Annotated in this window: 28 protein-coding genes; 12 read left to right on the top strand and 16 right to left on the bottom strand. The window is 40.9% G+C overall.

Annotated features, from left to right (window positions below; genetic code table 11):
* Positions 1–25: 25 nt before the first annotated feature.
* The 12 genes from infC (at position 26) to QA601_12345 (ending at position 10,453) form a co-directional block, all read left to right on the top strand.
* Positions 26–601 (top strand): translation initiation factor IF-3, encoded by a 576-nt coding sequence (gene infC / locus QA601_12400; GenBank protein ID MDG5815884.1) that lies wholly within the window; start codon positions 26–28, stop codon positions 599–601.
* A gap of 55 nt (positions 602–656) precedes the next feature.
* Positions 657–845: a 50S ribosomal protein L35 gene (gene rpmI / locus QA601_12395; protein MDG5815883.1), complete on the top strand. Its 189-nt coding sequence runs from the start codon at positions 657–659 to the stop codon at positions 843–845.
* Between the two features lie 33 nt (positions 846–878).
* On the top strand, positions 879–1,226 hold the full coding sequence (gene rplT, locus QA601_12390; protein ID MDG5815882.1) for a 50S ribosomal protein L20: 348 nt from the start codon (positions 879–881) through the stop codon (positions 1,224–1,226).
* Positions 1,227–1,236: 10 nt separating this feature from the next.
* Entirely contained in the window at positions 1,237–2,268 is a 1,032-nt protein-coding gene (gene pheS / locus QA601_12385; protein MDG5815881.1) for a phenylalanine--tRNA ligase subunit alpha, read from the top strand.
* A 44-nt stretch (positions 2,269–2,312) separates the two neighbouring features.
* Positions 2,313–4,700 carry a phenylalanine--tRNA ligase subunit beta gene (gene pheT, locus QA601_12380; protein MDG5815880.1) on the top strand — a complete coding sequence of 796 codons (2,388 nt, stop codon included), beginning with the start codon at positions 2,313–2,315 and terminating at the stop codon, positions 4,698–4,700.
* 174 nt (positions 4,701–4,874) lie between these two features.
* Positions 4,875–5,138: a cell division protein ZapB gene (gene zapB / locus QA601_12375; protein ID MDG5815879.1), complete on the top strand. Its 264-nt coding sequence runs from the start codon at positions 4,875–4,877 to the stop codon at positions 5,136–5,138.
* A gap of 36 nt (positions 5,139–5,174) precedes the next feature.
* Positions 5,175–5,465: a cell division protein ZapA gene (locus QA601_12370; GenBank protein MDG5815878.1), complete on the top strand. Its 291-nt coding sequence runs from the start codon at positions 5,175–5,177 to the stop codon at positions 5,463–5,465.
* A gap of 155 nt (positions 5,466–5,620) precedes the next feature.
* Positions 5,621–7,198, top strand: coding sequence for a ribonuclease Y (rny, locus tag QA601_12365; GenBank protein ID MDG5815877.1), 1,578 nt, complete (start codon positions 5,621–5,623; stop codon positions 7,196–7,198).
* A gap of 5 nt (positions 7,199–7,203) precedes the next feature.
* Positions 7,204–7,995 carry a TIGR00282 family metallophosphoesterase gene (locus tag QA601_12360; protein ID MDG5815876.1) on the top strand — a complete coding sequence of 264 codons (792 nt, stop codon included), beginning with the start codon at positions 7,204–7,206 and terminating at the stop codon, positions 7,993–7,995.
* Complete coding sequence (xseA, locus tag QA601_12355; GenBank protein MDG5815875.1) at positions 7,992–9,257, top strand: exodeoxyribonuclease VII large subunit; 1,266 nt, start codon at positions 7,992–7,994, stop codon at positions 9,255–9,257. Before QA601_12360 ends, xseA begins: the two co-directional genes overlap by 4 nt.
* A gap of 55 nt (positions 9,258–9,312) precedes the next feature.
* Positions 9,313–9,588 (top strand): exodeoxyribonuclease VII small subunit, encoded by a 276-nt coding sequence (locus tag QA601_12350; GenBank protein ID MDG5815874.1) that lies wholly within the window; start codon positions 9,313–9,315, stop codon positions 9,586–9,588.
* The gene (locus tag QA601_12345) at positions 9,581–10,453 is read left to right on the top strand and encodes a polyprenyl synthetase family protein (protein MDG5815873.1); all 873 of its coding nucleotides are present in this window, start codon (positions 9,581–9,583) and stop codon (positions 10,451–10,453) included. Before QA601_12350 ends, QA601_12345 begins: the two co-directional genes overlap by 8 nt.
* Before the next feature lie 108 nt (positions 10,454–10,561).
* Here the strand turns inward: QA601_12345 and gloB are convergent, their stop codons facing one another.
* The 16 genes from gloB to QA601_12265 all read right to left on the bottom strand — a co-directional run bounded on the left by gloB (position 10,562) and on the right by QA601_12265 (position 24,479).
* Positions 10,562–11,317, bottom strand: coding sequence for a hydroxyacylglutathione hydrolase (gene gloB / locus QA601_12340; GenBank protein MDG5815872.1), 756 nt, complete (start codon positions 11,315–11,317; stop codon positions 10,562–10,564).
* A gap of 6 nt (positions 11,318–11,323) precedes the next feature.
* Complete coding sequence (rnhA, locus tag QA601_12335) at positions 11,324–11,782, bottom strand: ribonuclease HI (protein MDG5815871.1); 459 nt, start codon at positions 11,780–11,782, stop codon at positions 11,324–11,326.
* A 9-nt stretch (positions 11,783–11,791) separates the two neighbouring features.
* Positions 11,792–13,066: a hypothetical protein gene (locus QA601_12330; GenBank protein MDG5815870.1), complete on the bottom strand. Its 1,275-nt coding sequence runs from the start codon at positions 13,064–13,066 to the stop codon at positions 11,792–11,794.
* On the bottom strand, positions 13,066–13,752 hold the full coding sequence (locus QA601_12325) for a hypothetical protein (GenBank protein MDG5815869.1): 687 nt from the start codon (positions 13,750–13,752) through the stop codon (positions 13,066–13,068). Before QA601_12325 ends, QA601_12330 begins: the two co-directional genes overlap by 1 nt.
* 149 nt (positions 13,753–13,901) lie before the next feature.
* A complete protein-coding gene (locus QA601_12320) occupies positions 13,902–14,840 on the bottom strand; it encodes an HDOD domain-containing protein (GenBank protein MDG5815868.1) in 939 nt (312 codons plus the stop codon).
* Between the two features lie 52 nt (positions 14,841–14,892).
* Positions 14,893–15,198, bottom strand: coding sequence for a hypothetical protein (locus tag QA601_12315; GenBank protein ID MDG5815867.1), 306 nt, complete (start codon positions 15,196–15,198; stop codon positions 14,893–14,895).
* Between the two features lie 24 nt (positions 15,199–15,222).
* Positions 15,223–15,987 carry a FliA/WhiG family RNA polymerase sigma factor gene (locus QA601_12310; protein ID MDG5815866.1) on the bottom strand — a complete coding sequence of 255 codons (765 nt, stop codon included), beginning with the start codon at positions 15,985–15,987 and terminating at the stop codon, positions 15,223–15,225.
* Positions 15,988–16,055: 68 nt separating this feature from the next.
* Positions 16,056–16,421, bottom strand: coding sequence for a hypothetical protein (locus tag QA601_12305; GenBank protein MDG5815865.1), 366 nt, complete (start codon positions 16,419–16,421; stop codon positions 16,056–16,058).
* Between the two features lie 65 nt (positions 16,422–16,486).
* The gene (locus QA601_12300) at positions 16,487–17,371 is read right to left on the bottom strand and encodes an AAA family ATPase (GenBank protein ID MDG5815864.1); all 885 of its coding nucleotides are present in this window, start codon (positions 17,369–17,371) and stop codon (positions 16,487–16,489) included.
* Complete coding sequence (gene flhF / locus QA601_12295) at positions 17,364–18,659, bottom strand: flagellar biosynthesis protein FlhF (GenBank protein ID MDG5815863.1); 1,296 nt, start codon at positions 18,657–18,659, stop codon at positions 17,364–17,366. The genes QA601_12300 and flhF overlap by 8 nt, the downstream gene beginning before the upstream one ends.
* Positions 18,660–18,695: 36 nt before the next feature.
* The gene (gene flhA, locus QA601_12290; protein ID MDG5815862.1) at positions 18,696–20,792 is read right to left on the bottom strand and encodes a flagellar biosynthesis protein FlhA; all 2,097 of its coding nucleotides are present in this window, start codon (positions 20,790–20,792) and stop codon (positions 18,696–18,698) included.
* A 93-nt stretch (positions 20,793–20,885) separates the two neighbouring features.
* Positions 20,886–21,956, bottom strand: a complete 1,071-nt coding sequence (gene flhB, locus QA601_12285; GenBank protein MDG5815861.1) for a flagellar biosynthesis protein FlhB — start codon at positions 21,954–21,956, stop codon at positions 20,886–20,888.
* A 66-nt stretch (positions 21,957–22,022) separates the two neighbouring features.
* Positions 22,023–22,814, bottom strand: coding sequence for a flagellar biosynthetic protein FliR (fliR, locus tag QA601_12280; protein MDG5815860.1), 792 nt, complete (start codon positions 22,812–22,814; stop codon positions 22,023–22,025).
* A complete protein-coding gene (fliQ, locus tag QA601_12275; GenBank protein MDG5815859.1) occupies positions 22,815–23,084 on the bottom strand; it encodes a flagellar biosynthesis protein FliQ in 270 nt (89 codons plus the stop codon). It lies immediately after the preceding gene.
* Between the two features lie 16 nt (positions 23,085–23,100).
* Complete coding sequence (gene fliP / locus QA601_12270) at positions 23,101–23,943, bottom strand: flagellar type III secretion system pore protein FliP (GenBank protein MDG5815858.1); 843 nt, start codon at positions 23,941–23,943, stop codon at positions 23,101–23,103.
* Positions 23,940–24,479: a flagellar biosynthetic protein FliO gene (locus QA601_12265; GenBank protein MDG5815857.1), complete on the bottom strand. Its 540-nt coding sequence runs from the start codon at positions 24,477–24,479 to the stop codon at positions 23,940–23,942. The genes fliP and QA601_12265 overlap by 4 nt, the downstream gene beginning before the upstream one ends.
* Between the last annotated feature and the right edge of the window lie 22 nt (positions 24,480–24,501).

The following is a 24,501-nucleotide window of genomic DNA, read 5'->3' as shown; positions in this document are numbered from 1 at the left end:
GAGGTTTACTATTAACAGATTTCGTATGCCCCAGCGACGAGATGATAGTACACGAGTGAACAATGAAATCCGTGTCCCAAGAGTTAGGGTGGTAAGCCCTGATGGTGAATCGTTTGGCATTATGCCTATAGGGGACGCTTTAGACCGGGCTGAATCTTATTCGCTTGATCTCGTTGAAGTTGCCCCAAGTGCCGATCCACCAGTTTGCAGAATAATGGATTACGGCAAATATAAGTATGAGAAATCTAAAAAGGCCAAAGAAGCCAAAAAAAAGCAGCATATCGTCCATTTAAAAGAAGTCAAATTCCACCCTAAAACTGAGGAACATGATTTTAATTTTAAAACCGATCATGCGCGCAAATTTCTCCTTAAAGGGGACAGGGTTAAAGCCACTGTGGTTTTCAGAGGCAGAGAAATCACTCATATCGATTTTGGTAAACAGGTACTTGATCGTCTGTATGAAGCGCTCAAGGATATCGCACAGGTTGAGATGTCTGCGAAAATGGAAGGTCGTAACCTGACCTCTATCTTCGTGCCGGATAAAATAAAAATTAAAGAGTATACCCGTAAAATAGAGCAGGAAAAGAAGAACTCTGAATAAAACATAATAGATCGGTTTAAAATCCGACGCAACTTACACTAAACGGAGCCATGTTATGCCGAAAATGAAAAGTCGCTCAGCAGCTCGTAAACGTTTCAGCCTTACAGCAAACGGGCACGTGAAACGCAAAAAAGCTTACAAAAGCCACATATTAAACAAAAAGAGCAGAAAACGCAAACGTAATCTGCGTAAAACAGCTTATGTTTTCAGTGGTATCGAGAAAAAAGTACGTTCAATGGTCTGAGTCTACAAAAAGAAAAGTTTAAAGGAGTAAATCATGCCCAGGGCAAAAACCCGTGTTGCATCACGTGCAAAACGCAAAAAAATTATAAGTCAAACCGCAGGATATTTTGGAAAACGTAAAAACAGTATTACCATAGCCAAGGACGCTTTCTATCGCGCGGGAACATACGCTTACAGAGATCGCAGACAAAAAAAGCGCAATTTTCGTGCTCTGTGGATTATGCGTATCAATGCTGCCGCCCGCCTTAATGGAACCACTTACGGCAGATTCATCTCGGGGCTCAAACAAAAAGGAATCGAGCTTGACCGTAAAACTCTGGCACATTTAGCTGTGCATGAACCTCTGGCATTCACAAAGCTCGTAGAATCTGTAAAGGCCTAAGGATACTATAATGACAGAGGTAAGCGACTCCTATACATTAGATAATCTGGATGAGCTTGAAAGCAATGTACTTTCCGATCTTAAAAGTATTAGTAACGAAAGTGAAGCCGAGAGTTTCAGAATCAAATACCTGGGAAAAAAGGGTGTTTTTCGTCAGCTGTTGAAGTCTCTCGGCAGCATTGATCCTCAAAAAAGAAAAGAAGTTGGAGCAAAGGCAAATCGCCTTCGCTCTTTAGTCGAAACTGAATTTTCTAAAGCTCACTGGAAAAAAGAAAGCGCTGAAGTAGTAGACAAATCTTTTGACCCCAGTCTTCCGGGATTCCCTTTCCACAAAGGTTCATTGCACCCCCTTATGCAAATACGGGATCAGATCAGGGATATCTTCATAAGCATGGGTTTTACTGTCTCCTATGGACCTGAAGTTGAGAGTGATTTTTATAATTTTGAAGCTCTTAACACTCCAAAACACCATCCGGCCAGGGACATGCAGGACACCTTCTATATCGATCAAAATCACCTGCTGAGAACCCATACCTCCCCTGTGCAGATCAGGGTTATGGAAAACCAAAAGCCACCGATCAGATCTATTATGCCTGGAAGAGTGTACCGCAATGAAGAGATCAGTGCAAGAAGTTACTGCCTCTTTCATCAGGTAGAGGGGCTTTACGTCGATAAAGACGTTTCTTTTGCCGATCTTAAAGGCACTCTGCTTGCCTTCTCAAAAAGATTTTTTGATGAAGAAACCAAGATCAAAATTCGACCCAGCTTTTTTCCCTTTACAGAACCAAGTGTGGAAATAGATGTAGAATGTTTCTTATGTAAAGGTCAGGGCTGCAGCATATGTAAGCAAAGTGGCTGGCTTGAGGTTCTGGGGGCTGGTATGGTACATCCCAACGTTTTTAAAAGCGTTGGTATAGATCCCGAAAAATACACCGGTTTTGCTTTTGGTATGGGTATCGAAAGAATTGCACTTCTTAAATTCGGAATTGATGACATTCGCTTGTTCTATGAAAATGATACCCGTTTTCTCAGTCAGTTCTGAATCGACCTTTTTTTAAACGAATCACTCTTTTCTGGTAATAATTTATGAAAATAGTTTATAGTTGGTTAAAAGACTTTGTTGATATAGATGTCCCTGTTGAGGATGTAGCAGACGCGCTTACCAGTGCAGGTATTGAAGTTGATTCTGTAACTAAGGTATCTGTGCCAAAGGGCGTAAAAGTTGCCCGGGTGCTCTCCGTTTCAGCTCACCCTAATGCCGACAAACTATCGGTCTGTGAAGTTGATGATGGGTCTGGTGAATCAGTGCAGATTGTATGCGGTGCACCTAATGTAAAAGCAGGGATGATTTCTGCACTGGCAACCGTTGGTACAAAACTTGGCGACTTTAAGATTAAAAAAGCCAAAATACGCGCGATGGAATCGTTTGGCATGCTCTGTTCAGAACAGGAACTTGGTCTCTCAGAAGAACAAAGCGGCATTATGTCTCTGCCTCAGGAGTATGATATCGGAGCAGAAGTATCCAACTATATACCTGAAGATTGTATTATCGAGATTGAAATAACACCAGACCGAGGAGATTGTCTGAGCATTCAGGGAGTTGCACGTGAAGTAAGCGCAAAGTTTAATGTCCCGCTTAAAAACACCGCCATCAGGCCAAACGAAGCAGATGATGAACCTATTGACCGCGCCATTTCCGTTGAGATACTCGCTCCCCAGCGCAATCCCCGCTATATGGGCAGGCTTGTACGTAATGTACAACTTGGTCCATCACCGGACTGGATGCAGCGCAGGCTCTCTTTAAGCGGTCTCAGACCAATAAACAATGTAGTCGATATCACCAACTACATGCTTATTCAATATGGTCAGCCAATGCATGCATTCGATTATGATGAGATTAACGATAAAAAGATAAGGGTAAAGGAATCATCAACCCAAAGTACATTCACTACTCTGGATGGAGTGGAGCGTAAACTGCTTGAAACTGATCTTCTTATCTGCGATGGCAAAGAATCGGTGGCACTTGCAGGTATAATGGGTGGTGCAGGATCAGAGATCAAAGAGAGCACAAAAAATGTGTTTCTCGAGTGTGCCTATTTTGAACCAATAGGAATACGTAAAACATCAAAGCGCCTTGGTCTCTCAACCGATTCTTCGTATCGATTTGAGCGAGGTGTTGATCCTTCCCAGGGGCTTGTTGATGCACTGGATACCGCAGCTGCGCTTATGTCGGATTTAGCCCAGGGAACAGTTTTAAAAGGGGTCATTGATAACTATCCCACACCCATGAGCGAAAGCAAAATAACTCTAAGAAAATCAAAGGTAAATAAGATTCTGGGAATCGACATTGATATCGATCAAATCATTAAATATTTAACCTCTCTATCCATACTCTGCACAAAACAGGATGAAGAAACTGTAGAGTGTACGACTCCCCTCTTCAGACACGACCTCTCCCAGGAAATTGATCTGGTAGAGGAGGTAGGCAGACAGTATGGTTATGATAATATCGAAGCGATTGAGTGTGTACCCATTTCACTTGTAAAAGATACAAGTGTAGAGGAGCATAACAGAGATAGTATCCGTTATGCTCTCAGTAATTTTGGGTTCAATGAGCTTACAACCAACAGTATGACCAGTGAGGCCAAACGCAAACTTGTTACTCCTGAAGTTAACCCAATAGCCCTGCTCAATCCCCTTAACCCGGATATGGCAGAGCTAAGGACCACCATGGCCCCAAGCCTCATTGAGACAGTTGGATACAATCTCAACCGCAAAAACAATGATAACAAATTTTTCGAGATTGGCAAAATCTTCGAAAATAGTAGCGATATCTCAAACCACACAGAACGGGATATCCTTGCAATCATTATTGAAGGTAATTTCTTTAGTCCTTTTTGGAATAGTGAGGCAAAACCTTGTGATTTCTACATGCTTAAGGGAGTTTTAGAGACACTCTCCTATAACTGTAATTTTGGCGAGCTTACCTTTTCTGTTCTTGAGCTTCCCGAACCACTTTACGGTACTCATTCTGCTTCGATCTCAGGTAATTTAATACAAGGAACTGCTGGTCGTATTTCCCGGAAAGTGTGTACCTTTTTTGGCATAAAGAGCCCTCTGTATTATGCACAGCTTGATATTACTGAGTGGATTAATTCAATGCAGCCACTTGCCCAATATACACCGCTCCCTAAGTACCCTTCTTTGGAAAGAGATTTTAGCTTTGTGATGGCCGATGAAATCTCATCTTCCATTGTTGCAGAGGAGATTAAAACCCAGTCACCGCTGGTTGAAAAGGTTGAACCCTTTGATGTTTATCGGGGAGATAAACTTGGTGACGGTTTTAAAAGTGTGACGTTTTCGGTATCATTTCGCTCTGGTGAGAAGACGTTGAGCGACAAAGATGTTGAAAGTTTATGTGAAAAAATCATTGCTGTGATGAAAAAGAAGCATGGAGTAGTCTTAAGAAGCTGATTTTTGTGCTGCCTTAATACTATAATTGTAAAAAAAAGAGCAAAATAAGTGAGGTGCATTGTATTAGGTGTACCGCTTAGTATATATTAATAATACAATCTCTTAGCAGCGAAAAAGAGAAGAATGTAATTACTTTTTATATAGATTTTTATAGATTCCAAAAAAGGAGCACTTTTGTCTATTGAATTTTTATCAGATCTGGAAAATAAAATTGAGGAACTTATCGGAAAGCTCTCCGAATCCCGTGAAGAGATAGTCCGTCTTAATCAGCAGTGTGAACAATCAAAGAGTAGAATCACCGAGCTTGAGGACGAAAATCTTGAACTCAGTGAACAACTTGAAAATCTTCGCAGCGATGCTAATGGGCAAAGAGAAAAAATTAATGCTGCGGCAGAACGAATACAGGGGTTGTTATCTAAGCTGGAAACGGTTCAGTAAAGGTTTCCGGATAGGTTGGAGGAGAGTGTGGGCTCGATGAAAAGTGTGCGTGTTACGATTTCAGGCGTCGAGTACTCCATTAAAGGGGATGTGGACACAGAAACTACCATACAGGTAGCTAAATATGTTGATTCCAAAATAGCAGAGCTTCATAACAGCAATGCTTCAAGGGATAATATAAAATTAACCGTTCTTTCAGCATTAAACATTGCCGGAGAACTGTTTGAAAGCAAAGCCAAACATGAGGAAGATCTTCAAAAATTAAGAGAGTATGAGGAGAAGGTGGCGACTTTAAATCGCCGAATCGAATCAATTTTAGAAACTTAAAGAAGTATCATTCCTGATTTGTTCACATCTTTAATTCCCTTCCAGCTTTTCTAAAAGCCTTTATTACTCATTATACATGTTTACGGAAATCGAAAACCAGTTTCGGCTAAGAGCTGAACTGTATACATATATTCACATACATTCAGGAGGGTTAGATGGATTTGTCCATTATCATAATAGTTACCGTAGTTATAGCCTTACCACTTGGCTTTATCGGTGGCTTTTTCTGGCGTACAGTTGCCGATAAAAAATATCAGGCAAGCCATGAGGAGCAGATACGCAAAGATGCCGACAGGATAATCAAAGAAGCGAAAAATGAGGCAGAGTTAAAGAAAAAGACTGCAATTTTAGAAGCAAAAGATGAGTGGTTTAAGGCTAAATCAGAGTTTGAAAAGGAAGCAAACAGAACTCGCGAATCGATTCGTCAGGAACAGCAAAGGCTTAAGGAGGGGGATCTTGATCTAAAGCGTCGGGAAGAGCTTCTAGGGAAAAGGGAAACTGAATTCACTGCCCGTGAAAACTTTCTCAATTCAAAGGAAAAGACACTCAGAACCAAAGATAATGAGCTCTCACGCCTGATTGCGCTTCAAAACGATAAGTTAGAAAAAATCTCTCACATGACTCAAGAGGATGCGAAGAAACTTCTGCTTGAAAACCTTGAAGGTCAGGTTCGCTATGAATGCGCTCAGATGATTAAGGAGATAAAAGACCAGGCAAAATCTGAAGCAGAACGTGAAGCAAAAGAGATCATTATTCATTCTATACAACGCTGTGCTGCTGATACAACGGTTGAATCCACCGTTTCGGTGGTACATTTGCCCAGTGATGAAATGAAGGGCCGTATTATCGGGCGTGAGGGTAGAAATATCCGCTCCTTTGAAGAAGCTACCGGTATCGATGTTATAGTAGACGACACACCAGAAGCTGTAATCCTTTCCGGTTTCGATCCAATAAAGCGAGAGATTGCCAGACTGGCTCTTGAAAAACTTATTACCGATGGACGTATCCATCCCGGACGCATTGAAGAATTAATTAAGAAAAGCGAACGGGAGCTTGAAAAGATGATGAAAGAAGAAGCAGAAGAAGTGATCTTTGAACTTGATGTTCATGGGTTAAAACCAAAAATGGTTGATCTGCTGGGAAGGCTCAGATACCGTACTTCCTATGGTCAAAATGTCCTTCAACATAGTAAAGAAGTCGCTATCCTTGCCGGTCTCATGGCCTCGGAGCTTGGACTCGATTCCAAAACAGCCATACGGGCAGGATTACTTCATGATATAGGAAAGTCGATTGACAGAGAAACCGAAGGTACCCACTCAGAGCTGGGAGCCGAATTAGCAAATAAAAACGGTGAAAACGAAATTATTGCAAATGCAATTGCTGCGCATCATGAAGATGTCCCCCCTATCTCCATGTATCCTATTTTGATTCAAGCCGCAGATACAATCTCAAGCACCCGTCCAGGCGTGCGCCGTGAAACTCTCTCAAACTACATTAACCGCCTCACAAAACTTGAGGAGATTGCAGACTCCTTTCGCGGTGTTCAAAAAGCTTTTGTTATTCAGGCTGGACGCGAAATCAGAGTGATGGTGGAACCGGAGCAAATTGATGACGCGCAGGCAGAGGAACTTGCTGGTCAGGTTTCACAGAAAATTCAGGAAGAAATGGAATATCCGGGACAAATTAAGGTCACAATCATTCGCGAAAGCAGATACACAGAATACGCTAAATAATAATTATGAGAATCCTCTTTATCGGCGACATCTTTGGAAACCCAGGCAGGAGAGCACTTGCAGAAAGGCTCTCCTCACTTATTGATGACAACAGTGTTGATGTATGTATTGCCAATGGCGAAAATGCCGCCGGTGGCAGAGGCATAACAGCAAATCTTTTTAAAAAACTCAGAAAATATGGGGTACACGTTATCACTGGCGGCAATCACTCTTTTGCAATACCCGATAACGACAAAATATTCATGGATCACCCTGCTATTCTAAGACCGCACAATTACCCTCCGGGTAATATAGGCAAGGGAACGACACTTTTTACCCTTGAGGATGGCAGAAGTATTGGTGTGGTTAATCTTCAGGGTAGAACATTTTTCCATGAAACTCTTGATTGTCCTTTTCGTATGGGTAAAGCAGCAATAAAAGAGTTACGTGAAACTACTCCAATAATATTTGTTGACTTTCATGCTGAAGCATCCAGCGAAAAAATAGCCCTTGCCTGGCATGTTGACGGACTTGCTACTGCTGTTGTTGGCACACATACTCATGTGCAAACTGCTGATGAACATATACTTCCTGGTGGTACAGCCTTTATTACTGATGTAGGAATGACTGGACCGGAAAATTCCTGTATTGGAATGAAACCAGAGGGTGTAATAAAACGCTTTTTGCTTCAAACTTACGCACGTTTCGAACCATCAAATAGTTCACCTATGATTAATGGTGTAATCATTGATGCAGATGATGACACCGGAAAAGCACTCTCTATTTCACGGATTTTTGAACGGCTTTCATTACCATGATTTTTAATTCCTTTTTCCCACCTTCTGAGTTAGAACAACCCTACACCATAACTGAAATAAACAGTACCATCGCTTCTATCATTGAAGGGGGCAATAATCTGGTGTGGGCAGAGGGTGAGATAAGTAACTGGAAAGCAGCTTCCAGTGGGCATTGTTACCTTCGCCTCACAGACGAGCAGAGCCAGATACCAGCTGTTATATGGCGTTCCAATGCTGCTAAACTCCCCTTCACCCCTGAAGACGGAATGGCGGTAGTGGTAATAGCTTCCATTAAAGTTTTTCAACGGGGCGGATACTACCAACTTGACATCCACAAAATGGTGCAGGTGGGACAGGGAAAACAAAGCATTGCTTTTGAAAAACTCAAACAGAAGCTTAAAAAGGAAGGGTTTTTCGATCAGAAGCATAAAAAGTCACTCCCTGATACCGTTAAAACCCTTGGTATTATTACAAGTAAAAAAGGTGCCGCCCTACAGGATATAGTGAGAGTCGTATCGCATCGTGCACCTCAAACCGACATTGTTCTTTTGAATGTAAGTGTTCAGGGTATGAGTGCTCCCTTTGAAATCACAGAAGCAATTAAAAACATGAATGAGTATAATCAGGTAGATTGCATAATTGTTGGTAGAGGGGGCGGCTCAGCAGAAGACCTTAGCGCTTTTAACGATGAAAACGTTGCAAGAGCTGTATTTGAATCGAAAATCCCTGTCATCTCTGCGGTAGGTCATGAAATCGATTTTACCATTTGTGATTTCGTAGCAGATATGAGAGCCCCTACCCCTTCAGCAGCAGCAGAGCATGCTGTAGCTGATAATCAGGAGAATGAGCGATATTTTAGAGCCTGTTCCAAGCGCCTGATCAATAACTTTGCAAAATTTTATTCGCAAAATACTCAGCGCTATAACCGGGCGATTTGCTCTTCGGCTCTATCTAAACCATTTCGCATTCTCGAAGATTCCCGACAGAGCCTTGATGACGCAGAAGGACGTTACCATAAAGCAATAAAAAGCTGTATGAGAGATTTTTCTTTGAGATTAAGTACTGCAGGTTCAAAACTGCATTCACTCAGCCCTCTTTCTGTTTTAGAACGTGGATACAGTGTTACCCGCAATCAAAAGGGTAAATCGATTCGCAGCTGCAAAGAGCTTAAGGAAAACGAAAATGTATCTATTACATTTATGGATGGTACAGCACAAGCAAAAATTGAAAAACTAAGCTCAAATCGTAACATAAGCAACGCTCAGAATTTTGACAATTCTTAAGTGAATTATTAATTTTTGGATATAAATGTTAGACGATTTTCAGGAATTTTAGTATATGAAAGAAAAAAATAAGATAAATAGAAGTTTTGAAGAAGCACTTTGTGAATTGGAAAGTGTTATTGAGCAACTTGAGAGAGAAGATCTAACACTTGATAAGGCTCTGGAACACTTTGAAAACGGGATAAGCCTTATGCGTCATTGTGACAGCCACCTGAAAAATGCTCAGGGCAAACTAAAGGAGCTGTTAAAGGATGAAAATGGTAAATGGGTTACCAAGGTATCAGGGGTAACGCTACAATCTTTTATCGAGGGAGAAGAAGTTGATGGATGAGCTAAAAAAGTATATCAAAAAAGCATGTGAAGCAACCGATTTTACTCTCCAGAGGATTCTCCCACCAGAGGATATGTATCCTACTTCCATACACAAACTCATGCGTTACAGCAGTTTTGCCGGCGGGAAAAGGGTTCGCCCTTGCCTGGTGATCGCTGCGCACGAAGCCTCTGGTGGAAGTTTTGGTGATGAAAATGTGCTCAAAGCTGCAGCTGCCATCGAGATGCTTCATACCTTTTCCCTGATTCACGATGATCTTCCTTGTATGGATGATGATGATTTCAGAAGAGGAAAACCAACAGCACACAAAGCTTTTGATGAAGCTACTGCGGTGCTGGGCGGAGATGCCCTTTGCATTCTTGCTTTTGAAGTGCTAGCAACAACTGGAAAAATTGAAATTATTCAGGAGATTGCAAAGGCGCTTGGTACCAGAGGAATGATCGGTGGCCAGGTTGTAGATATTGAATCTGAAGGAAAAACAGTCACCAAAGACATAGTAGAATACATTCACAATAATAAAACTGCTGCTTTAATTAAAGCATCTGTTCGGGTGGGGGCAATTCTTGCCGGAGCCTCTAACCATACACTCGAAAAACTAACCTCGTATGGGAATTCAGTAGGTCTGGCGTTCCAGGTAGTCGATGATATACTTGATGTAGAAAGCACCACCGAGCAACTGGGGAAAGACGCCGGAAGCGATAAAGAGAGAGGAAAAGCCACTTTCCCTGCAGTATGGGGCTTAGAACAGTCAAAAGTGTATGCCAAAAAATTAATCGAAGACGCGTGGAATGAAATCGAGTTTCTCGGTGAAAAAGGGATTATCTTAAGAGAGCTTGCTGAATATATAAGAGTGAGAATTTCTTAATACTTTCTATTGATTAAAATATCAACGCTGATATAAGCACATTGTATTCATCGTGGGGATAAACGGGTTTCGGTACAGGTGTAATCAGATTTCACCTCCCTACCCCATTTACCACTTGTCCTTACGCTTTCTAAGTTCTGTAAATACCGCCACTGGTGATCTCCCCACCATATCTAACTCTCTACGAACAGACTGTTCATTACATCTAAGAAACGGGTTGGTGCTTTTTTCCAGCGCTATAGTCGAAGGTGTGGTGTATTTATTAGCTGATAAGCGATCGTTTTCAACCAAAAGGCGCTTAACGATATCGGGGTTTTGCGGTTCGATAGCAGAAGCAAAATCGAGATTTTCCTTTGTGTATTCATGTCCGAAATACACACTTGTTTCTTCCGGGAGTTTAGAGAGCATAAGGAGTGATGAGTACATCTTTTCGGGACCACATTCAAATAATCTCCCACAGCCAGCTCCAAAAAGAGTATCACCTGTAAAAAGTTGCCCTTGTGATGGCAGATAAAAAGCAGCCTGGTGTTTTGTGTGACCGGGTACATGAAGCGTCCTTATTTCTTCTGAACAAAATTGTACCACTTCGCCATCACTTAACACCTTACTTATTCCCGGTATTCTTTCATCTAATCCCAGAATTTTACACCCAGTAGCTTTCTTCACCTCTACATTTCCCAGGGTGTGATCGCTATGGTGATGAGTGCTTAGAATGTAATCTAGTGTAACACCCTGATTTTCTATTAAAGAAAGTAGAGCCTGTGCATTGGTTACATCTATCGCTAACGCTCGTTTTTCACAAACAAGCAGGTAGGTATAATTATCTGGGGGAACAAGTAACGGCACTACTTTGACCCTCTTCACTTCAGATCACCTCCCGGGATCAGGTTTAAGATTGGGCATTGAAGCTGCTTTTACAGCCAACTCATCGCATCGTTCATTTTCAGGGTGTCCATTGTGCCCCCTTACCCATTCAAACGTTACATTATGCTTTTCTAAAAGCTTCAGTAGTTTTTCCCATAAATCAGGGTTTAAAGCAGGATCCTTTTTGTTTCGCATCCAACCCATTGAGCGCCACTTTCGTGCCCACCCTTTCTGAACCGCATTCACAATATACTGAGAATCGGTAACTACTGTAACATCACACGGTTCTTTCAGTGTCTCTAAAGCAACAATTACGCCTAACAGTTCCATACGGTTGTTTGTAGTATTACTGTAACCGGCAGATAGTTCTTTTTGGTGGCCATTGTATTTAAGAATGACACCATAACCCCCTGGCCCCGGATTTCCGGAGCAGGCTCCATCAGTATAGGCTTTGATTTTTTTCATCAATTATCCTTAATACCTCACGCTAAAGGTGGTAGTGAGGCGGTGATCATTGTAATCCTGTTCAAGTATTCTATTTGAAACCAAAGCCCAGGTTTGGAACCCATACCCCAGTTCAAATGCTGTATTCTTTGTTACCAGGCTCATTCCAACCGCAAAGCTCTGAAGATTTCTTTCTACTTTTACATCATCCCTTTCCCATTTTCTGGAGGCCCCCCGCGCCACTTCTACATACGGATAGAGATCATACATATCATAGGAATAGCCGCCTCGTAAAATAATTGGAACCACAGTAAGTGGTACCTCTACCCCTACTCCTCCTCCGAAAATAAAACGCCTGGCCTGATTACCATCAGGAATATCATCATTAGGGAAAATATACGTATAAGGAAACTTAAACCTTCCCTCCGTAGTAACGGTAAAATAGGGTAGAGTCAGAGCGGCACCCATAGCTCCTGACAATGGTGAATGGAGTCTCTTTCTGACTTCATAGTTATATCGAATATCCTGTTTTGTTTTATTGTCTCGATAAATTTCATTAACTCTTTCCACAAACCTTATTCTCTGCGGTATTACTATGCGCATTCCCAGGCGAAACACATCATCAAAGTTATACATTAATCCACCTCTTAGATCATACCCCTGGTAGGAACCTTCTCTTTTTCCCGTAATTGAGTTACTGCTTGAATCTTCCACAACCACCATTTCTCTTGATTCACTCATTTGGTAATTACCCCTGATTAGTGACACACTAACCCCGGCACCAACGTTAGGAGCAACCTGAACACCAAATCCACTACTCCACATTCTTAGCCCACCATATCTTGATATCTTGGCGTCAGTGGTTTCATTTAAACCATCTCTTTTGAAAGCCCCACTGTAGGTGGCGAAATCATCAAAGACAAAAGGATTTTGGTAAGCAGCAGCCATTGTAAAGCCACCCTGTATAGTTGGGAGCGCGCCCATCAAACCTGCATTAGTAAGCTTTATTCGTTCATGGTAATCTGTAACTGAGTTTCTATTGAGTTGAAATTCTCCTGAAGTCCTGAAACCATCAACCGAAATCTGAAATTCCCGCACTGGTAAAAACGATAGTGCGGCGGGATTCCAGTATAAAGCCGACAGATCGTTGGAAATAGCGGTGAAGTTATTTGCAAAGGAAAATGCTCTTGAACCAACCCCATAATGCCTTCCAACTAAACCCATAACTGGATAACTATCTGAGCCATAGGAGTGAGAAAACAAACTGGTTACAATAATAACTAAAACTATCGCTTTTTTAATCATCAGAAACTCCTCGGATTGCGACCCATAATTTGTTCAGGACTAAGAGTTGTGTCCACCGGAGCAGATTCTGAGGAGGAACTGCTCGCACTGTCAGAGCGCCTTTTGGGCACATTAGGATATGTTTGCACTGATTCTTCCTCTGAAGTCGTTGATGCAGAAGAGGAGCGGGTAGTTGAGCTGTTATCTGAAGCAGGTAACTCAGCTCCTTCAAGACCGGGGGTACGGGATCGTGGTGGTGGTAGTTCAGACGGTTGTTTTTCTTCAGGCGATGAACCACCAGCGCCATCTCTTCTTACCGGAGGCCGGGTTGAACCGATATATCTGCAGGTTCCACTTCTGTAATCAAAGTAATAAAATGGAGGACACCGATCGTAATCTCCCCACTGTGGATTATTTCTGTACCACCATGGTAGGTTCTGATAAAAATGCCAGTTTTGTGTATAGTTTGATCTAAAACAACGAAGTCTTGGATAGCCTGCAATATCTCGTTGCCATACGCATATTTCTCTGTCAGTGGTGGTAATAGTATCAACCTGACGCACCACTTTTACACTGTCTCCCTCTGAATTCACGACCATCTTAGTTTGGGGTGCATGGGTTGAATCAGTCCGTAGAAACTGCGTGTAGCATCCGCTTAGCAATAAAAGTGTAGGTGCAATACTAAAAAGAGAGATTAAACGTTTCATAATACCCGTGTTCCTCCAGAAAAGGGCTCTCAGATCCTGAGGTGTATACATCAAATATAGCCATTGGAACCGAAAAAATCTATATTACTCTCTTTGTGAGATGCACATCAAATTACGTCATTGAGAGTTGCTTATTGTGCTGCAAACAATCAGACATTCCTTCTTTCAGCAGAATCATGGATCAAGGAAAGAAAAACCTCAGATCTATCATACTCAGCCAGAAAATCTGTTTGAAGCCTTTCAAGATCAGGTTCATCGACACCAATACCGGCCTTCATGAATATATTCCACAGCCTTTCATCGTAAGGGGGTGCCGAAAAGCGCCCGGAGTTGCCAATTGAGGTAAGATGGCAAATAAGATCCCCAAGAGTGACCATGGCAACAAAATGTTTATCTGCTCCAGCATTCCAGGGGGTATGGTGATGCAATATTGTTTGAGAGATAATTGATGGCAGATTCCACTTTTCTGTTAACCATGCGCCTATTCTTCCATGAGTCGTACCGATCACTTCCTTTTCAGCTTCTTCAAACGAGCACTGTTCAGCACGGTTTAACACCTGGTTAAATTCAGCATTGAAATATTGGTTCAGGATTATTTTTCCAATATCATGTAACAGACCTGCTACAAATGCTTCAGCGGCAAAGCGTGACTGATTAGTTCTGGCAATCATACGAGCTGCAACTCCACAGGCCACTGAGTGTTCCCAGAAACTCGCGGCATCAAAATCACCACTACTGTTTGAAGCGCGCTTAAAAACATCAAACACCGACAACCACAACCCCATCTCTTTAACTGTGTTGAAACCAAGCACAACAATTGCCATATTTACGGTAGAAATTTCTCTTGAAAAACCATAGTAAGCACTATTGGCCAGTTTGAGAATTTTTGCGGTTAACGACTGGTCTGTAGAAATTAATCGGGCCAGAGTTGTTGCTGATGTTCGTGGATTATCAATCATCTCCAGCATCTTGGAGATCACTGTGGGTAGGGTTGGAAGCCCTATAATACTCTGAGTAATTCTCTTGATGCGTGAAGTATCAGAGGGGTTCGGTCCTTTTCTGCTATATTCTGAATATGTTGAGTCCATCTTTTCTATTCCAAACCTATTGTTTCAGTTCCTAAGTAATGTATGCTCGAAACTACGCTTCAGTATCGACGAAAAAACCACCATTGTTTGGTTTTCTACGTTTTTTTCTCCTCTTTACCGTCTTACTTTGGGAGCGTTTTTTTTGTTTTTTTTCATCATCTTTTCTGTTTTTTGGATCTATCTTTTTACCAACTGTCTCTTCAGGAGCAACAGGCATTCTAATACGTTTTTCAATTTGACGTTTTGAAATGTTTTGATTTTGATCCTGATAAACAAGCGGAGTTTGTTTGTTTTCAGACTGATGCCGTTCAATCTGCGGAGCATTATTGATAGAGATGTGTACATCTACCCCACTCATAATCATCTCTCCTGCTCAAACGCTTCAGGCATTTATTTTCTGAAGTAATTTGGAGCGAAGTTTAAGTATAGCTTTTGAGTGTATCTGGCTCACCCTCGATTCGGTCAAATCCAGCACCACACCAATTTCCTTTAAAGTAAGCTCTTCATAGTGATAAAGTGCAATAACCAATTTTTCTTTTTCAACGAGATTAGATATTGCTTCTTTAAGAACATTTTTCACCTCAGTAAACCCCAGTTCTTTCAGTGGATTTTCACTACCAGGGTCTTCAATGGTATCGATTATACGTATTTCTTTTGAATCTGAGCCACCGTCGGGCATAGCCTCTTCAAGGGAAATGATTGTTGTGGGGGTAACCTCTGAGAGCATCTCCTCATACTCTTTGATTCCAATCCCCAACTCCTCACAGACTTCATCATCATAAGGAGCTCTTCCCAACTCGTTTTCAAGTTTGGTAAATACTCGTTGTAAATCACGTGATTTTTGACGAACCGATCGAGGAACCCAATCAAGTGCTCTCAATTGGTCTAAAACTGCACCGCGTATCTTATGCCCGGCATATGTTTCAAACTTAAATCCCCGCTCAGGGTCGAAAGTTTCAACTGCTTTTATAAGTCCCATTATTCCAGCACTCGTAAGATCATCACGATCAACAGAAGGTGGTAAATTGAGTGCTATCCGATGGGTTACATACTTTACCAAATGTGCATATTCAAGCAGCAATTTATCTTTTGCTATCTTTGAACCGTTTTGTTTGAATTCACACCATAATTTATCAATGTTCGACATTGCAACCTCTTAATGCAAGATATGGAGTTTCAGCCCAATACTCCCAATTCTTAAACCACATATATGGTTTAAGAAGCTTTTTTCTTTCTCTTACGTTTTCCCTTTTTCCCCTTAGGATCTACTGTATCCATATATTTTATCTCTGATTCATTCTGCTGCAAGCGCAATTGCAGAGTAGTTACATTTTGAAGTAACCCTCCTTCTACCAGATTTTTTTTATCAAAGGGGATATCACCGATTAACCCTTTTACAAAGATATCACCAAAAATAAATCCCACAAACCAGAAAAAAGAAGCTGCAATCATAGCTTTTATTACAGCCCCTAAAACGTTTGCCAGATTAAAAAAGTTCGAAAAATCCATACTTATAAGTAGTGTAGCAAAGAACACGCTTACAGAAATAACCCAAGCAAATCGTTTAATCCAAAGAATCATATCTGCCTCTCAAAGTGTTCATTACTATTTCTACCACTCTAAATTCCCCACTTGAAGAGCGTAGACTAAGCACCCAGCAGTTTTGAGAAAAAACTGGTTTTCCCCTGAACTGTTTTAACACCGCTGATCTTTCTTCCCAACGCAGCCGTTCTCAAAAAAAACCGGTTACGCGATTTAAGCGCTAATGGCATTCTCTGAGCCCTAATATTCTTACGCACTTCTCCATCATTGAGCAGTACGCCAATAAGCTCAACAGGCGTCTTTAAGAATTTTATCACTAATGCATTGAGCCTGTCAAATGTTTCAATACCTTCCCTATCAGAACCAACCATATTCACTAGTACTGCGATCTCTCTGTTACCTCGTTCATATAATACTTTAACCATGGCGTATGCATCTGCTAAAGATGTGGGGTCTGCAGACATCACCAGAATCACTTTATCTGCATTAGATGCAAATTGTATAACTGTTGATCCTATGCCAGCACCTGTATCGGTAACCATATAATCATATCTGCTTTCAAGGTTTAGGAAGTCATGGCGCAGTTTCTCTAATCGTGCCGCATCTATATTGGCAAGATCTTCAAGCCCAGAAGCTCCTGGTATAATATCTACCGCACACGGCCCTTTAAGCACAATATCCTCAAGCTCACATTCACCTGATACAACATGTGAAAGCGTTTTTTTGGGGGCGATGCCGGTTAAAATATGAACATTTGCAAGCCCCAGATCAGCATCCAACAACAACACCCTTTTATTAAGTGCGGAGAGTGATGCAGAAAGAACCAGCGAAATAGTACTTTTTCCTACCCCGCCCTTACCACTTGTTACAGCAAGTGTTTTACAGCGCTGCAAGGTAGTGTGACGGGTTTGGAAGTTTACCCTGGACTCACCTCTGATTATCTCCCGGCTTTTTACAATTTCTCTTAATTTCTGCGCCTGATCATTCAAATCGGTACCCTTCCATTAATCGAGAGACAAATGTTGTTGCCTTAGCTAATTCTATATCATCAGGAACACTTTGTCCGAATGTAAGGTATGATACTGGTACTCTACTTTCACTAACAGTGTTATAAATATTACCGAGTTTTACAGTTTCATCAAGCTTTGTAAAAAGAAGTCGATTTACTCCAAGAGACCGGTAATATTTTATATTCTCCATAAGATCAGAATCTTTAGTCGTTGCGCTAAGTACCAGATGGGTTTCATCAGGCCTTAAAACCGAAATAAGATCGGTCAAATCTTTCATATGCTCGGTGTTTCTCTGACTTCTTCCTGCTGTATCTATAAACACTACATCATCATCTCCACATACCTCTAATGCAGCTGCCACTTCCTCTGGAGAAAAAACAACCTGGAGCCCTACTTTTACAATATCTGCAAACATTCTTATCTGCTCAATGGCAGCAATTCTATAAGTATCCGCAGTAATTATTGAGACCTCCTTGCTTTTATTTATTTTGCAGTGTGCTGCAAGTTTAGCAAGCGTAGTAGTTTTCCCTGAACCGGTAGGACCAACAAAAGCGACAACCAAAGGTTTTTGTTTTTTTAACCTAAGTGGACCAGATACCGGAAACTGTGCTCCTATTGCTTTTACCATGCCCTGTTCTAACTCAGAACCATTTAATACACCGGTTTCCTGAATCGAAGCAATTAACTTTTGGGCAAGATTATCTTTTACCTCAGAACTTAACAAAATTTGTTTAACTTTTTCCCAACCAATACCACTATTAGTAACATTATCGTGCTTTTTTGCTCTCGTGTTATCATTGAGAATTGTTTTAACCAAGTCCTTTAGTTCTTTAATATTTTCCCGAAGCTCATGAATTTCTTCTTTACCCTCATTGTTGAGATTGTCTCGTTCCGGAGTTTGCTTTTTTGCTCTTTCAAAAGGTGGATACTGCCTGGTAGTAATCTTTTCAGTTACCCTACCAGTGTAGGCTTCCTTTGCTTTTAATTCTGGTAACTCCGGGGGTGGGATTCTGTTTTTCAAAGAAGTTTCCAGTGGTTTTCGATCATAAGTACCAGGTTCATTTACTCTTAGAGGAGGAAAATTTTCTTTTCTTACATTTGCATCATCAATAGCAGCGGTAACCTCAACCTCATCCTGACCAGCAATCCCAAATACTTTTTTGGGAATCTTTCTGGTTTTTAAAATGATAGCTTCCTCTCCAAGTTCATCTTTAATCTGAAGCAATGCTTCCCGCATACTCTTTGCAACATATTTTTTTATTCTCATTTTTATATCTTTCCTTTAATTGCTCTTTCTTTCAAATCATTTACCATCAAGTGTAATCATTCCCATTGATCTGATTTCAATTCCAGGTACGATTTCGTTATATGAAAGCACAATGAGATCAGGATGAGATGTTTCGGTCAATCGTTTAAGCTGTATTCGTATAGTTGGCGAGCATATAACAATAGGTAATTCTCCTGTTTTTCGTACAGATTCGACCTGTTCAGTTAAAGCAGAGATAATTCTATTTACATCTGAAGGTGACAGGGCAAACCTGATACCACCATCGGTTTCCTGAATTGCACCTTCTAATTGCGCCTCAAGGTTTGGATCAAGGGTAATTACCGGTACTATTCCATCTTCGCTTTTACAGGTTTCACATATCTGAGCAGCCAAAGCGTTTCTCACATATTCAGTTAATATATCAGGATTTTTACTCTTAGGTGCAACATTTGCCAGCGTCTCAAGGATTAATACAAGGTCCCTTATTGAAACTTTTTCTCTAAGCAAATTTTGTAAAACCTTATGAATATCACCTATACTCATTAAACCAGGTATCAGTTCTTCAACCACAGTAGCACTGTGTTCTTTGACATTATCAATAAGAGTTCTTACATCCTGACGTGTAAGTAATTCATGACCGTGTCGTTTGATAACTTCGGTAAGATGTGTTGCCAGAACAGCAGGTAACTCTACAACTGTGTATCCATTGAGTTCTGCGTCTTCTTTTTGACTTTCAGTAATCCACAGAGCCGGAAGTCCAAATGCAGGTTCTATAGTTTGCACACCTCGGATTTTCTTTGTTACTGTACCAGAATCCATTGCAAGGTAGGCCCCACTCATCAATTCACCTTTACCTACTTCGATAGTCCTTATCTTAACCCTGTACTCACTTGCCTTTATCTGAATATTGTCCCTTATCCTCACGGGTGGAATGATTATTCCTAGCTCAGTGGCTAACTGACGTCGTATCATCGTAATTCGGTCCAGTAGATCTCCGCCCTGCTTTGCGTCCACCAGTGGAATAAGACCATAGCCTATTTCAAGTTCCATGGGATCTACATGTAAATAGTCCTCAACTCTCTCCTCCTGGGGCTCATTTTCTACCTGTGGTTCCTGCAACTTTTTCTGTTCCTCTTTATTGCGCTGGTAGCCAATATACGCAACAGATAATGAGATTGCCCCAAGAACTATGAAAGGAATTTTTGGAAACCCTGGTATTGCAGCAAAAAACCACATCATCCCTCCCGCTACTCCAAGAACTTTGGGTTTTGAGAAAAGCTGATGAGTAATCTCATGTCCCAGATCATTTTGAGAAGCAGCTCTACTTACCAGTATACCCGCACCGGTTGATATCATCAGGGCTGGAATCTGTGAAACAAGTCCATCTCCAATGGTTAGCATAGTATATACAGAAAGCGATTCGGCAAACCCCAAATTCATCTGAGCGACACCAATAATAAAACCACCGATTACATTAATTATGGTGATAAGAATACCTGCTATTGCATCCCCTCTGACAAATTTGGAAGCACCATCCATTGCCCCGTAAAAGTCAGCTTCTCTTGCAATCTGTGTGCGACGGTTTCTTGCCTGCTCTTCGTTGATTAATCCGGCATTTAGATCTGCATCAATAGCCATCTGTTTACCTGGCATAGCATCTAATGTAAATCTTGCGGCAACTTCAGCAATTCTTCCAGCGCCCTTTGTAATAACAACAAACTGAATGATTACCAAAATGAGAAATATGATAAATCCCACCACCATATTTCCTCTTGTTACAAACTGACCGAATACCCTTACCACCTGACCAGCATCAGCCTGACTAAGAATCAAACGGGTGGTAGCAACATTAAGGGATAATCTAAATAGTGTAACTGTTAGTAACAGTGAAGGAAAAACAGAGAACTCCAGGGCCTCTTTGTTGTACATAGATACAAGAAGAATAATCAGCGCGAGACACAGGTTTAAAGAGAGAAGTAGATCCATAAGTATGGTTGGAATAGGAATAACCATTACTATTAGTATTCCGACCACACCAAGAACTATAAGCAAATCTCGCTGTGCGGCAAGTTTGCCAAGCACAGAGGAGTTCATAACCCCACTAAGCGAAGATGGTATTCCTGTTGTTTTCATTCCACTATCATCTCAAAATAAACAAGTTGCGCTTTTTTAAATTGTAGTATTATTTTTTCTTCACCGCAAATCTTATAATTCTATACTTTGTTTTTAAGCTGCACTTTTGTTTTTGAGCTTAAATACATATGCCATAATTTCCGCTACAGCGGTAAAAAATTCCATTGGTATTTCAAAACCAACCTCTATTTTATCATACATTGCTCTTGCCAGCGGTTTATCTTCCACAATAGGAACATTGTGCTCATTTGCAAGCTGCTTTATCTTTTCTGCTGAATGTTTTTTACCCTTTGCAATAACAATCGGAGCTTCACTTTCAGATGGCTCATATCGCAATGCTATGGCTATATGAGTTGGGTTAGTTATAACTACCGTTGCTTTAGGAACTTCCTGCATCATTCTACGTCGTGCCATTTCCCTTTGCAGTGCTCTTACACGTGATTTTATCTGCGGGTCTCCCTCCATCTGCTTACGCTCTTCCTTTACTTCCTGATGAGTCATCTTTAATTTCTTCTCATGCTCAAATCTCTGGTACCCGTAATCCAAAACAGCAATGAGTATTAGTACCAGTGCAACCCTTAGAATCATTTTAAAGGCGACTTCAAGAATGAAGTTCCAGATAACCAAAACAGAGGCGTCTGAAAGCACAAGCATCCTGTCATACTCTCCCCGTATGGTTAAATATGCAACAGTGCCTATAATTATAAGTTTAAAGAGATTTTTCATCAACTCCACAAGTGAACGCATTGAAAAAAGTCTTTTCGCGCCACTTAATGGGCTGATTTTTTCAAGTTTTGGAGTTAATGGCTGTAATGTAAAAAGAAACCCAATCTGGATTATATTAGCTATTACTCCTATGACCAGAATACTTCCAACAATTGGTAAAATTGTTCTTAAGGCCAAAAATATCATACTTCTAAGCACTTGTACACACAATTCAACACTCATTGAAATATCATTGCCAAAGGCAAAGAATTCATTGATACCAGCGACAAGTTCGTCTATTAACCAGGGTCCGGTAAGCCGCATCATAAAAAGAGCAGTTAAAAGTACCATTACAGAATTTACTTCTGTACTCTTTGCTACAGTACCCTTTTCACGAGAATCCTGTCGCCGTTTCTCCGATGGGGCTTCCGATTTTTCTTCTGTTGTATCTTCAGCCATAACCTACTTTTTCCATCCCGAAAGACTAAAATCACCAACCGATCTTGAAACAATTATATCACATTGTTATGCCATAAGGTACAACAATCTCCATATATCCTGAATAAGTTGGTCAACCATACTCCTAAAGAGGGCCGCAAGCATCGGGAGTGCAATAAATAAAGTACCTAAACCCACCAGTACCTTGAGAGGTAACCCAACAAAGAAAATGTTTATTTGAGGAACGGTCCTGGCTACAATTCCCATTGATATTTCCGTTAAAATCAGTGTTACAAAAATAGGTGCTGATAATCTGATGGCCAGTATGAAAATATTGCTGATCATAGAGGTTATGTGAATTGAAAGCCCCTGGGTGTTAAATTCGGCCGCCATCAATGGAATAACATCAAAACTTCTCTGAATTGATAGTAACAGAAAGTAATGTCCGTTGAAGAGTAAAAACAGAATAGTAAAAATAATTACCTGAAATTGCCCCAGAGCAGTTACCTGGTCCCCGGAAAATGGATCAGCAAGCTCAACAAAACCAAACCCCATTTCCGTGTCAATCAATCGACCTGCAAACTGAACCGCAGTAAAGAGAAAAGATGAGGCGAAACCAATTGCTAACCCAACCGCAGCTTCTTTGATAACCATCAAAATAAACATTCCCAGGGAAAATTCACTCGCTAAATCTGGAAGTCCTGATGCTAAAAGTGTCGAAAAGAGTGCAATTGACAGTAGAAGTGATAAAGCAACTTTTAGCTGTGTGGGAACATAGCTAGCCCCAAAAATAGGTAACAAAGCCATAATTGTGCTAATTCGCACAAAAATCAGCACAACATACTGCACATGTTCAATTGATAAAGCCAGATCCTGCATTCAACGCCCGACTCTGCCTATAAGATCAAATAGACTATAGGTGTACTCAATAAGCTTCAAAATCATCCAGGGCATTAGTAATATAAGTACAGTTACGATACCAAGAATTTTTGGAATAAAAGTAAGAGTCATTTCATGAATTTGAGTAACAGCCTGAAATATTCCCACACATAAGCCAATAAAAAGTCCAACCAAAAGTAAGGGTCCCGAAATCAAAAGTGTAATCCAGAGTGCATGGCGTCCTATATCTACTACAACAGATGGTTCCATAACTAGTAACCTCCTCTCAGTGGAATGAAACAATCAACTGACGTACAATCAGATGCCAGCCATCCACCAAAACGAAAAGGATGATTTTAAAAGGCATAGAAATCATAACCGGTGGAAGCATCATCATACCCATTGACAGGAGAACACTTGCTACTATCATATCTATTACCAGAAATGGAATAAAGAGCAAAAACCCAATAATAAATCCCGTCTTCAACTCGCTTGTTATAAAAGCCGGAACAATAACCTCAAATGGAAGGTCATCTACATTTCTGGGTGGCGGCATACCCGAAATCCTCACAAACAAAGCTACATCTTTTTCACTTACTTGTCTTAACATAAAATTTCTTATCGGGCTGCTTGCAGCATCAAGCGCATCCTTCCACTCAATTTCCTCTGCAATATAGGGCTGAATTGCCGTTTCATTCATTTCTGTGAAAACAGGCATCATCACGAAAAAAGTGAGAAACAAAGACAGACCTATCATTATTTGATCGGGAGGCATAGTCTGAGTTCCAAGCGCACGACGTAAAAATGACAGCACAATAACTATTCTTATAAATGATGTCACCATAATAAGAATAGAGGGCGCAAGTGCAAGAATAGTAATTAAAAATAACACCTGAAGGGCAACTGCGACTTCTCCCGGATTGTTAGTATCTGCAACCGATAAACTGAGCCTGGGAAGCGTCTGTGCCTGAAGGGCATGAATCGCAGGGCCAAGTAGGATTATCATGGTCACAAATACATGTTTTACATTGCAAGAGTTAAAGGTTATATTTCTCTTTTTTTTATTTAAGTCCCCCCTGTACTTTTCCGATATCGATAAGGGAGACAGTACAAACTTTCCGATGGTCATGATGATTTCTTTATCTTTCCTAAAAAGTTATTGAAAGCATCCTTAAACTGCACGATTGAAGTACCACCCTTACTGGATGCAATTAAATCTATGGCTTTTTGTCCTTCAATTTTCTCAAGTAATACAATTGAACCCGGCGTTTGGCCAAGTAAATACACGGTATCCATTACCCTCACAAGAATCGTATTTCTGTTTTGTCCAAAGGAGAGAACTTCAAGAATATCCATACATCCACCACCAACCCTTGAGGCGCCAGCAAGTCCGGCTTTTCGAATAAACCAGGCAACAATGAATATTAAGGCAGAAATTAAAACCAGATAGCCAATAATCCTTATAACCACAAATGGATAATTGTTCTGCGAGTCGGACATTTCTACCGTACCATACCCATCACTATCTACCGGATTGCCCACTCCGGAAATCGCTTGATTCACTTTATCGATCTCAAATTTTCCAATATCCTGATCACCTGAAACAAGACAAGTGAATCCAGATACAATTACTATGACTAAAACCGCACCAATTTTAAGAATCATCTATTCCCTTCCAGTTTATACA

It is taken from the genome of Chitinispirillales bacterium ANBcel5, from assembly GCA_029688955.1.
GTDB classification, from domain to species: domain Bacteria; phylum Fibrobacterota; class Chitinivibrionia; order Chitinivibrionales; family Chitinispirillaceae; genus Cellulosispirillum; species Cellulosispirillum alkaliphilum.
This window is presented reverse-complemented; position numbering and strand designations above follow the sequence as displayed.

Coding starts and splice junctions, on each gene's coding strand:
- xseA (MDG5815875.1), top strand. CDS start 7,992: ATGATTTTTAATTCCTTTTTCCCACCTTCTGAGTTAGAACAACCCTAC.
- QA601_12325 (MDG5815869.1), bottom strand. CDS start 13,752: ATGAAACGTTTAATCTCTCTTTTTAGTATTGCACCTACACTTTTATTG.
- QA601_12350 (MDG5815874.1), top strand. CDS start 9,313: ATGAAAGAAAAAAATAAGATAAATAGAAGTTTTGAAGAAGCACTTTGT.
- pheT (MDG5815880.1), top strand. CDS start 2,313: ATGAAAATAGTTTATAGTTGGTTAAAAGACTTTGTTGATATAGATGTC.
- QA601_12305 (MDG5815865.1), bottom strand. CDS start 16,421: ATGATTCTTTGGATTAAACGATTTGCTTGGGTTATTTCTGTAAGCGTG.
- QA601_12320 (MDG5815868.1), bottom strand. CDS start 14,840: ATGGACTCAACATATTCAGAATATAGCAGAAAAGGACCGAACCCCTCT.
- rpmI (MDG5815883.1), top strand. CDS start 657: ATGCCGAAAATGAAAAGTCGCTCAGCAGCTCGTAAACGTTTCAGCCTT.
- QA601_12345 (MDG5815873.1), top strand. CDS start 9,581: ATGGATGAGCTAAAAAAGTATATCAAAAAAGCATGTGAAGCAACCGAT.
- QA601_12265 (MDG5815857.1), bottom strand. CDS start 24,479: ATGATTCTTAAAATTGGTGCGGTTTTAGTCATAGTAATTGTATCTGGA.
- flhF (MDG5815863.1), bottom strand. CDS start 18,659: ATGAGAATAAAAAAATATGTTGCAAAGAGTATGCGGGAAGCATTGCTT.
- flhB (MDG5815861.1), bottom strand. CDS start 21,956: ATGGCTGAAGATACAACAGAAGAAAAATCGGAAGCCCCATCGGAGAAA.
- QA601_12310 (MDG5815866.1), bottom strand. CDS start 15,987: ATGTCGAACATTGATAAATTATGGTGTGAATTCAAACAAAACGGTTCA.
- pheS (MDG5815881.1), top strand. CDS start 1,237: ATGACAGAGGTAAGCGACTCCTATACATTAGATAATCTGGATGAGCTT.
- QA601_12315 (MDG5815867.1), bottom strand. CDS start 15,198: ATGAGTGGGGTAGATGTACACATCTCTATCAATAATGCTCCGCAGATT.
- fliP (MDG5815858.1), bottom strand. CDS start 23,943: ATGACCATCGGAAAGTTTGTACTGTCTCCCTTATCGATATCGGAAAAG.
- QA601_12330 (MDG5815870.1), bottom strand. CDS start 13,066: ATGATTAAAAAAGCGATAGTTTTAGTTATTATTGTAACCAGTTTGTTT.
- fliQ (MDG5815859.1), bottom strand. CDS start 23,084: ATGGAACCATCTGTTGTAGTAGATATAGGACGCCATGCACTCTGGATT.
- rplT (MDG5815882.1), top strand. CDS start 879: ATGCCCAGGGCAAAAACCCGTGTTGCATCACGTGCAAAACGCAAAAAA.
- flhA (MDG5815862.1), bottom strand. CDS start 20,792: ATGAAAACAACAGGAATACCATCTTCGCTTAGTGGGGTTATGAACTCC.
- QA601_12360 (MDG5815876.1), top strand. CDS start 7,204: ATGAGAATCCTCTTTATCGGCGACATCTTTGGAAACCCAGGCAGGAGA.
- QA601_12370 (MDG5815878.1), top strand. CDS start 5,175: ATGAAAAGTGTGCGTGTTACGATTTCAGGCGTCGAGTACTCCATTAAA.
- infC (MDG5815884.1), top strand. CDS start 26: ATGCCCCAGCGACGAGATGATAGTACACGAGTGAACAATGAAATCCGT.
- fliR (MDG5815860.1), bottom strand. CDS start 22,814: ATGCAGGATCTGGCTTTATCAATTGAACATGTGCAGTATGTTGTGCTG.
- rny (MDG5815877.1), top strand. CDS start 5,621: ATGGATTTGTCCATTATCATAATAGTTACCGTAGTTATAGCCTTACCA.
- rnhA (MDG5815871.1), bottom strand. CDS start 11,782: ATGAAAAAAATCAAAGCCTATACTGATGGAGCCTGCTCCGGAAATCCG.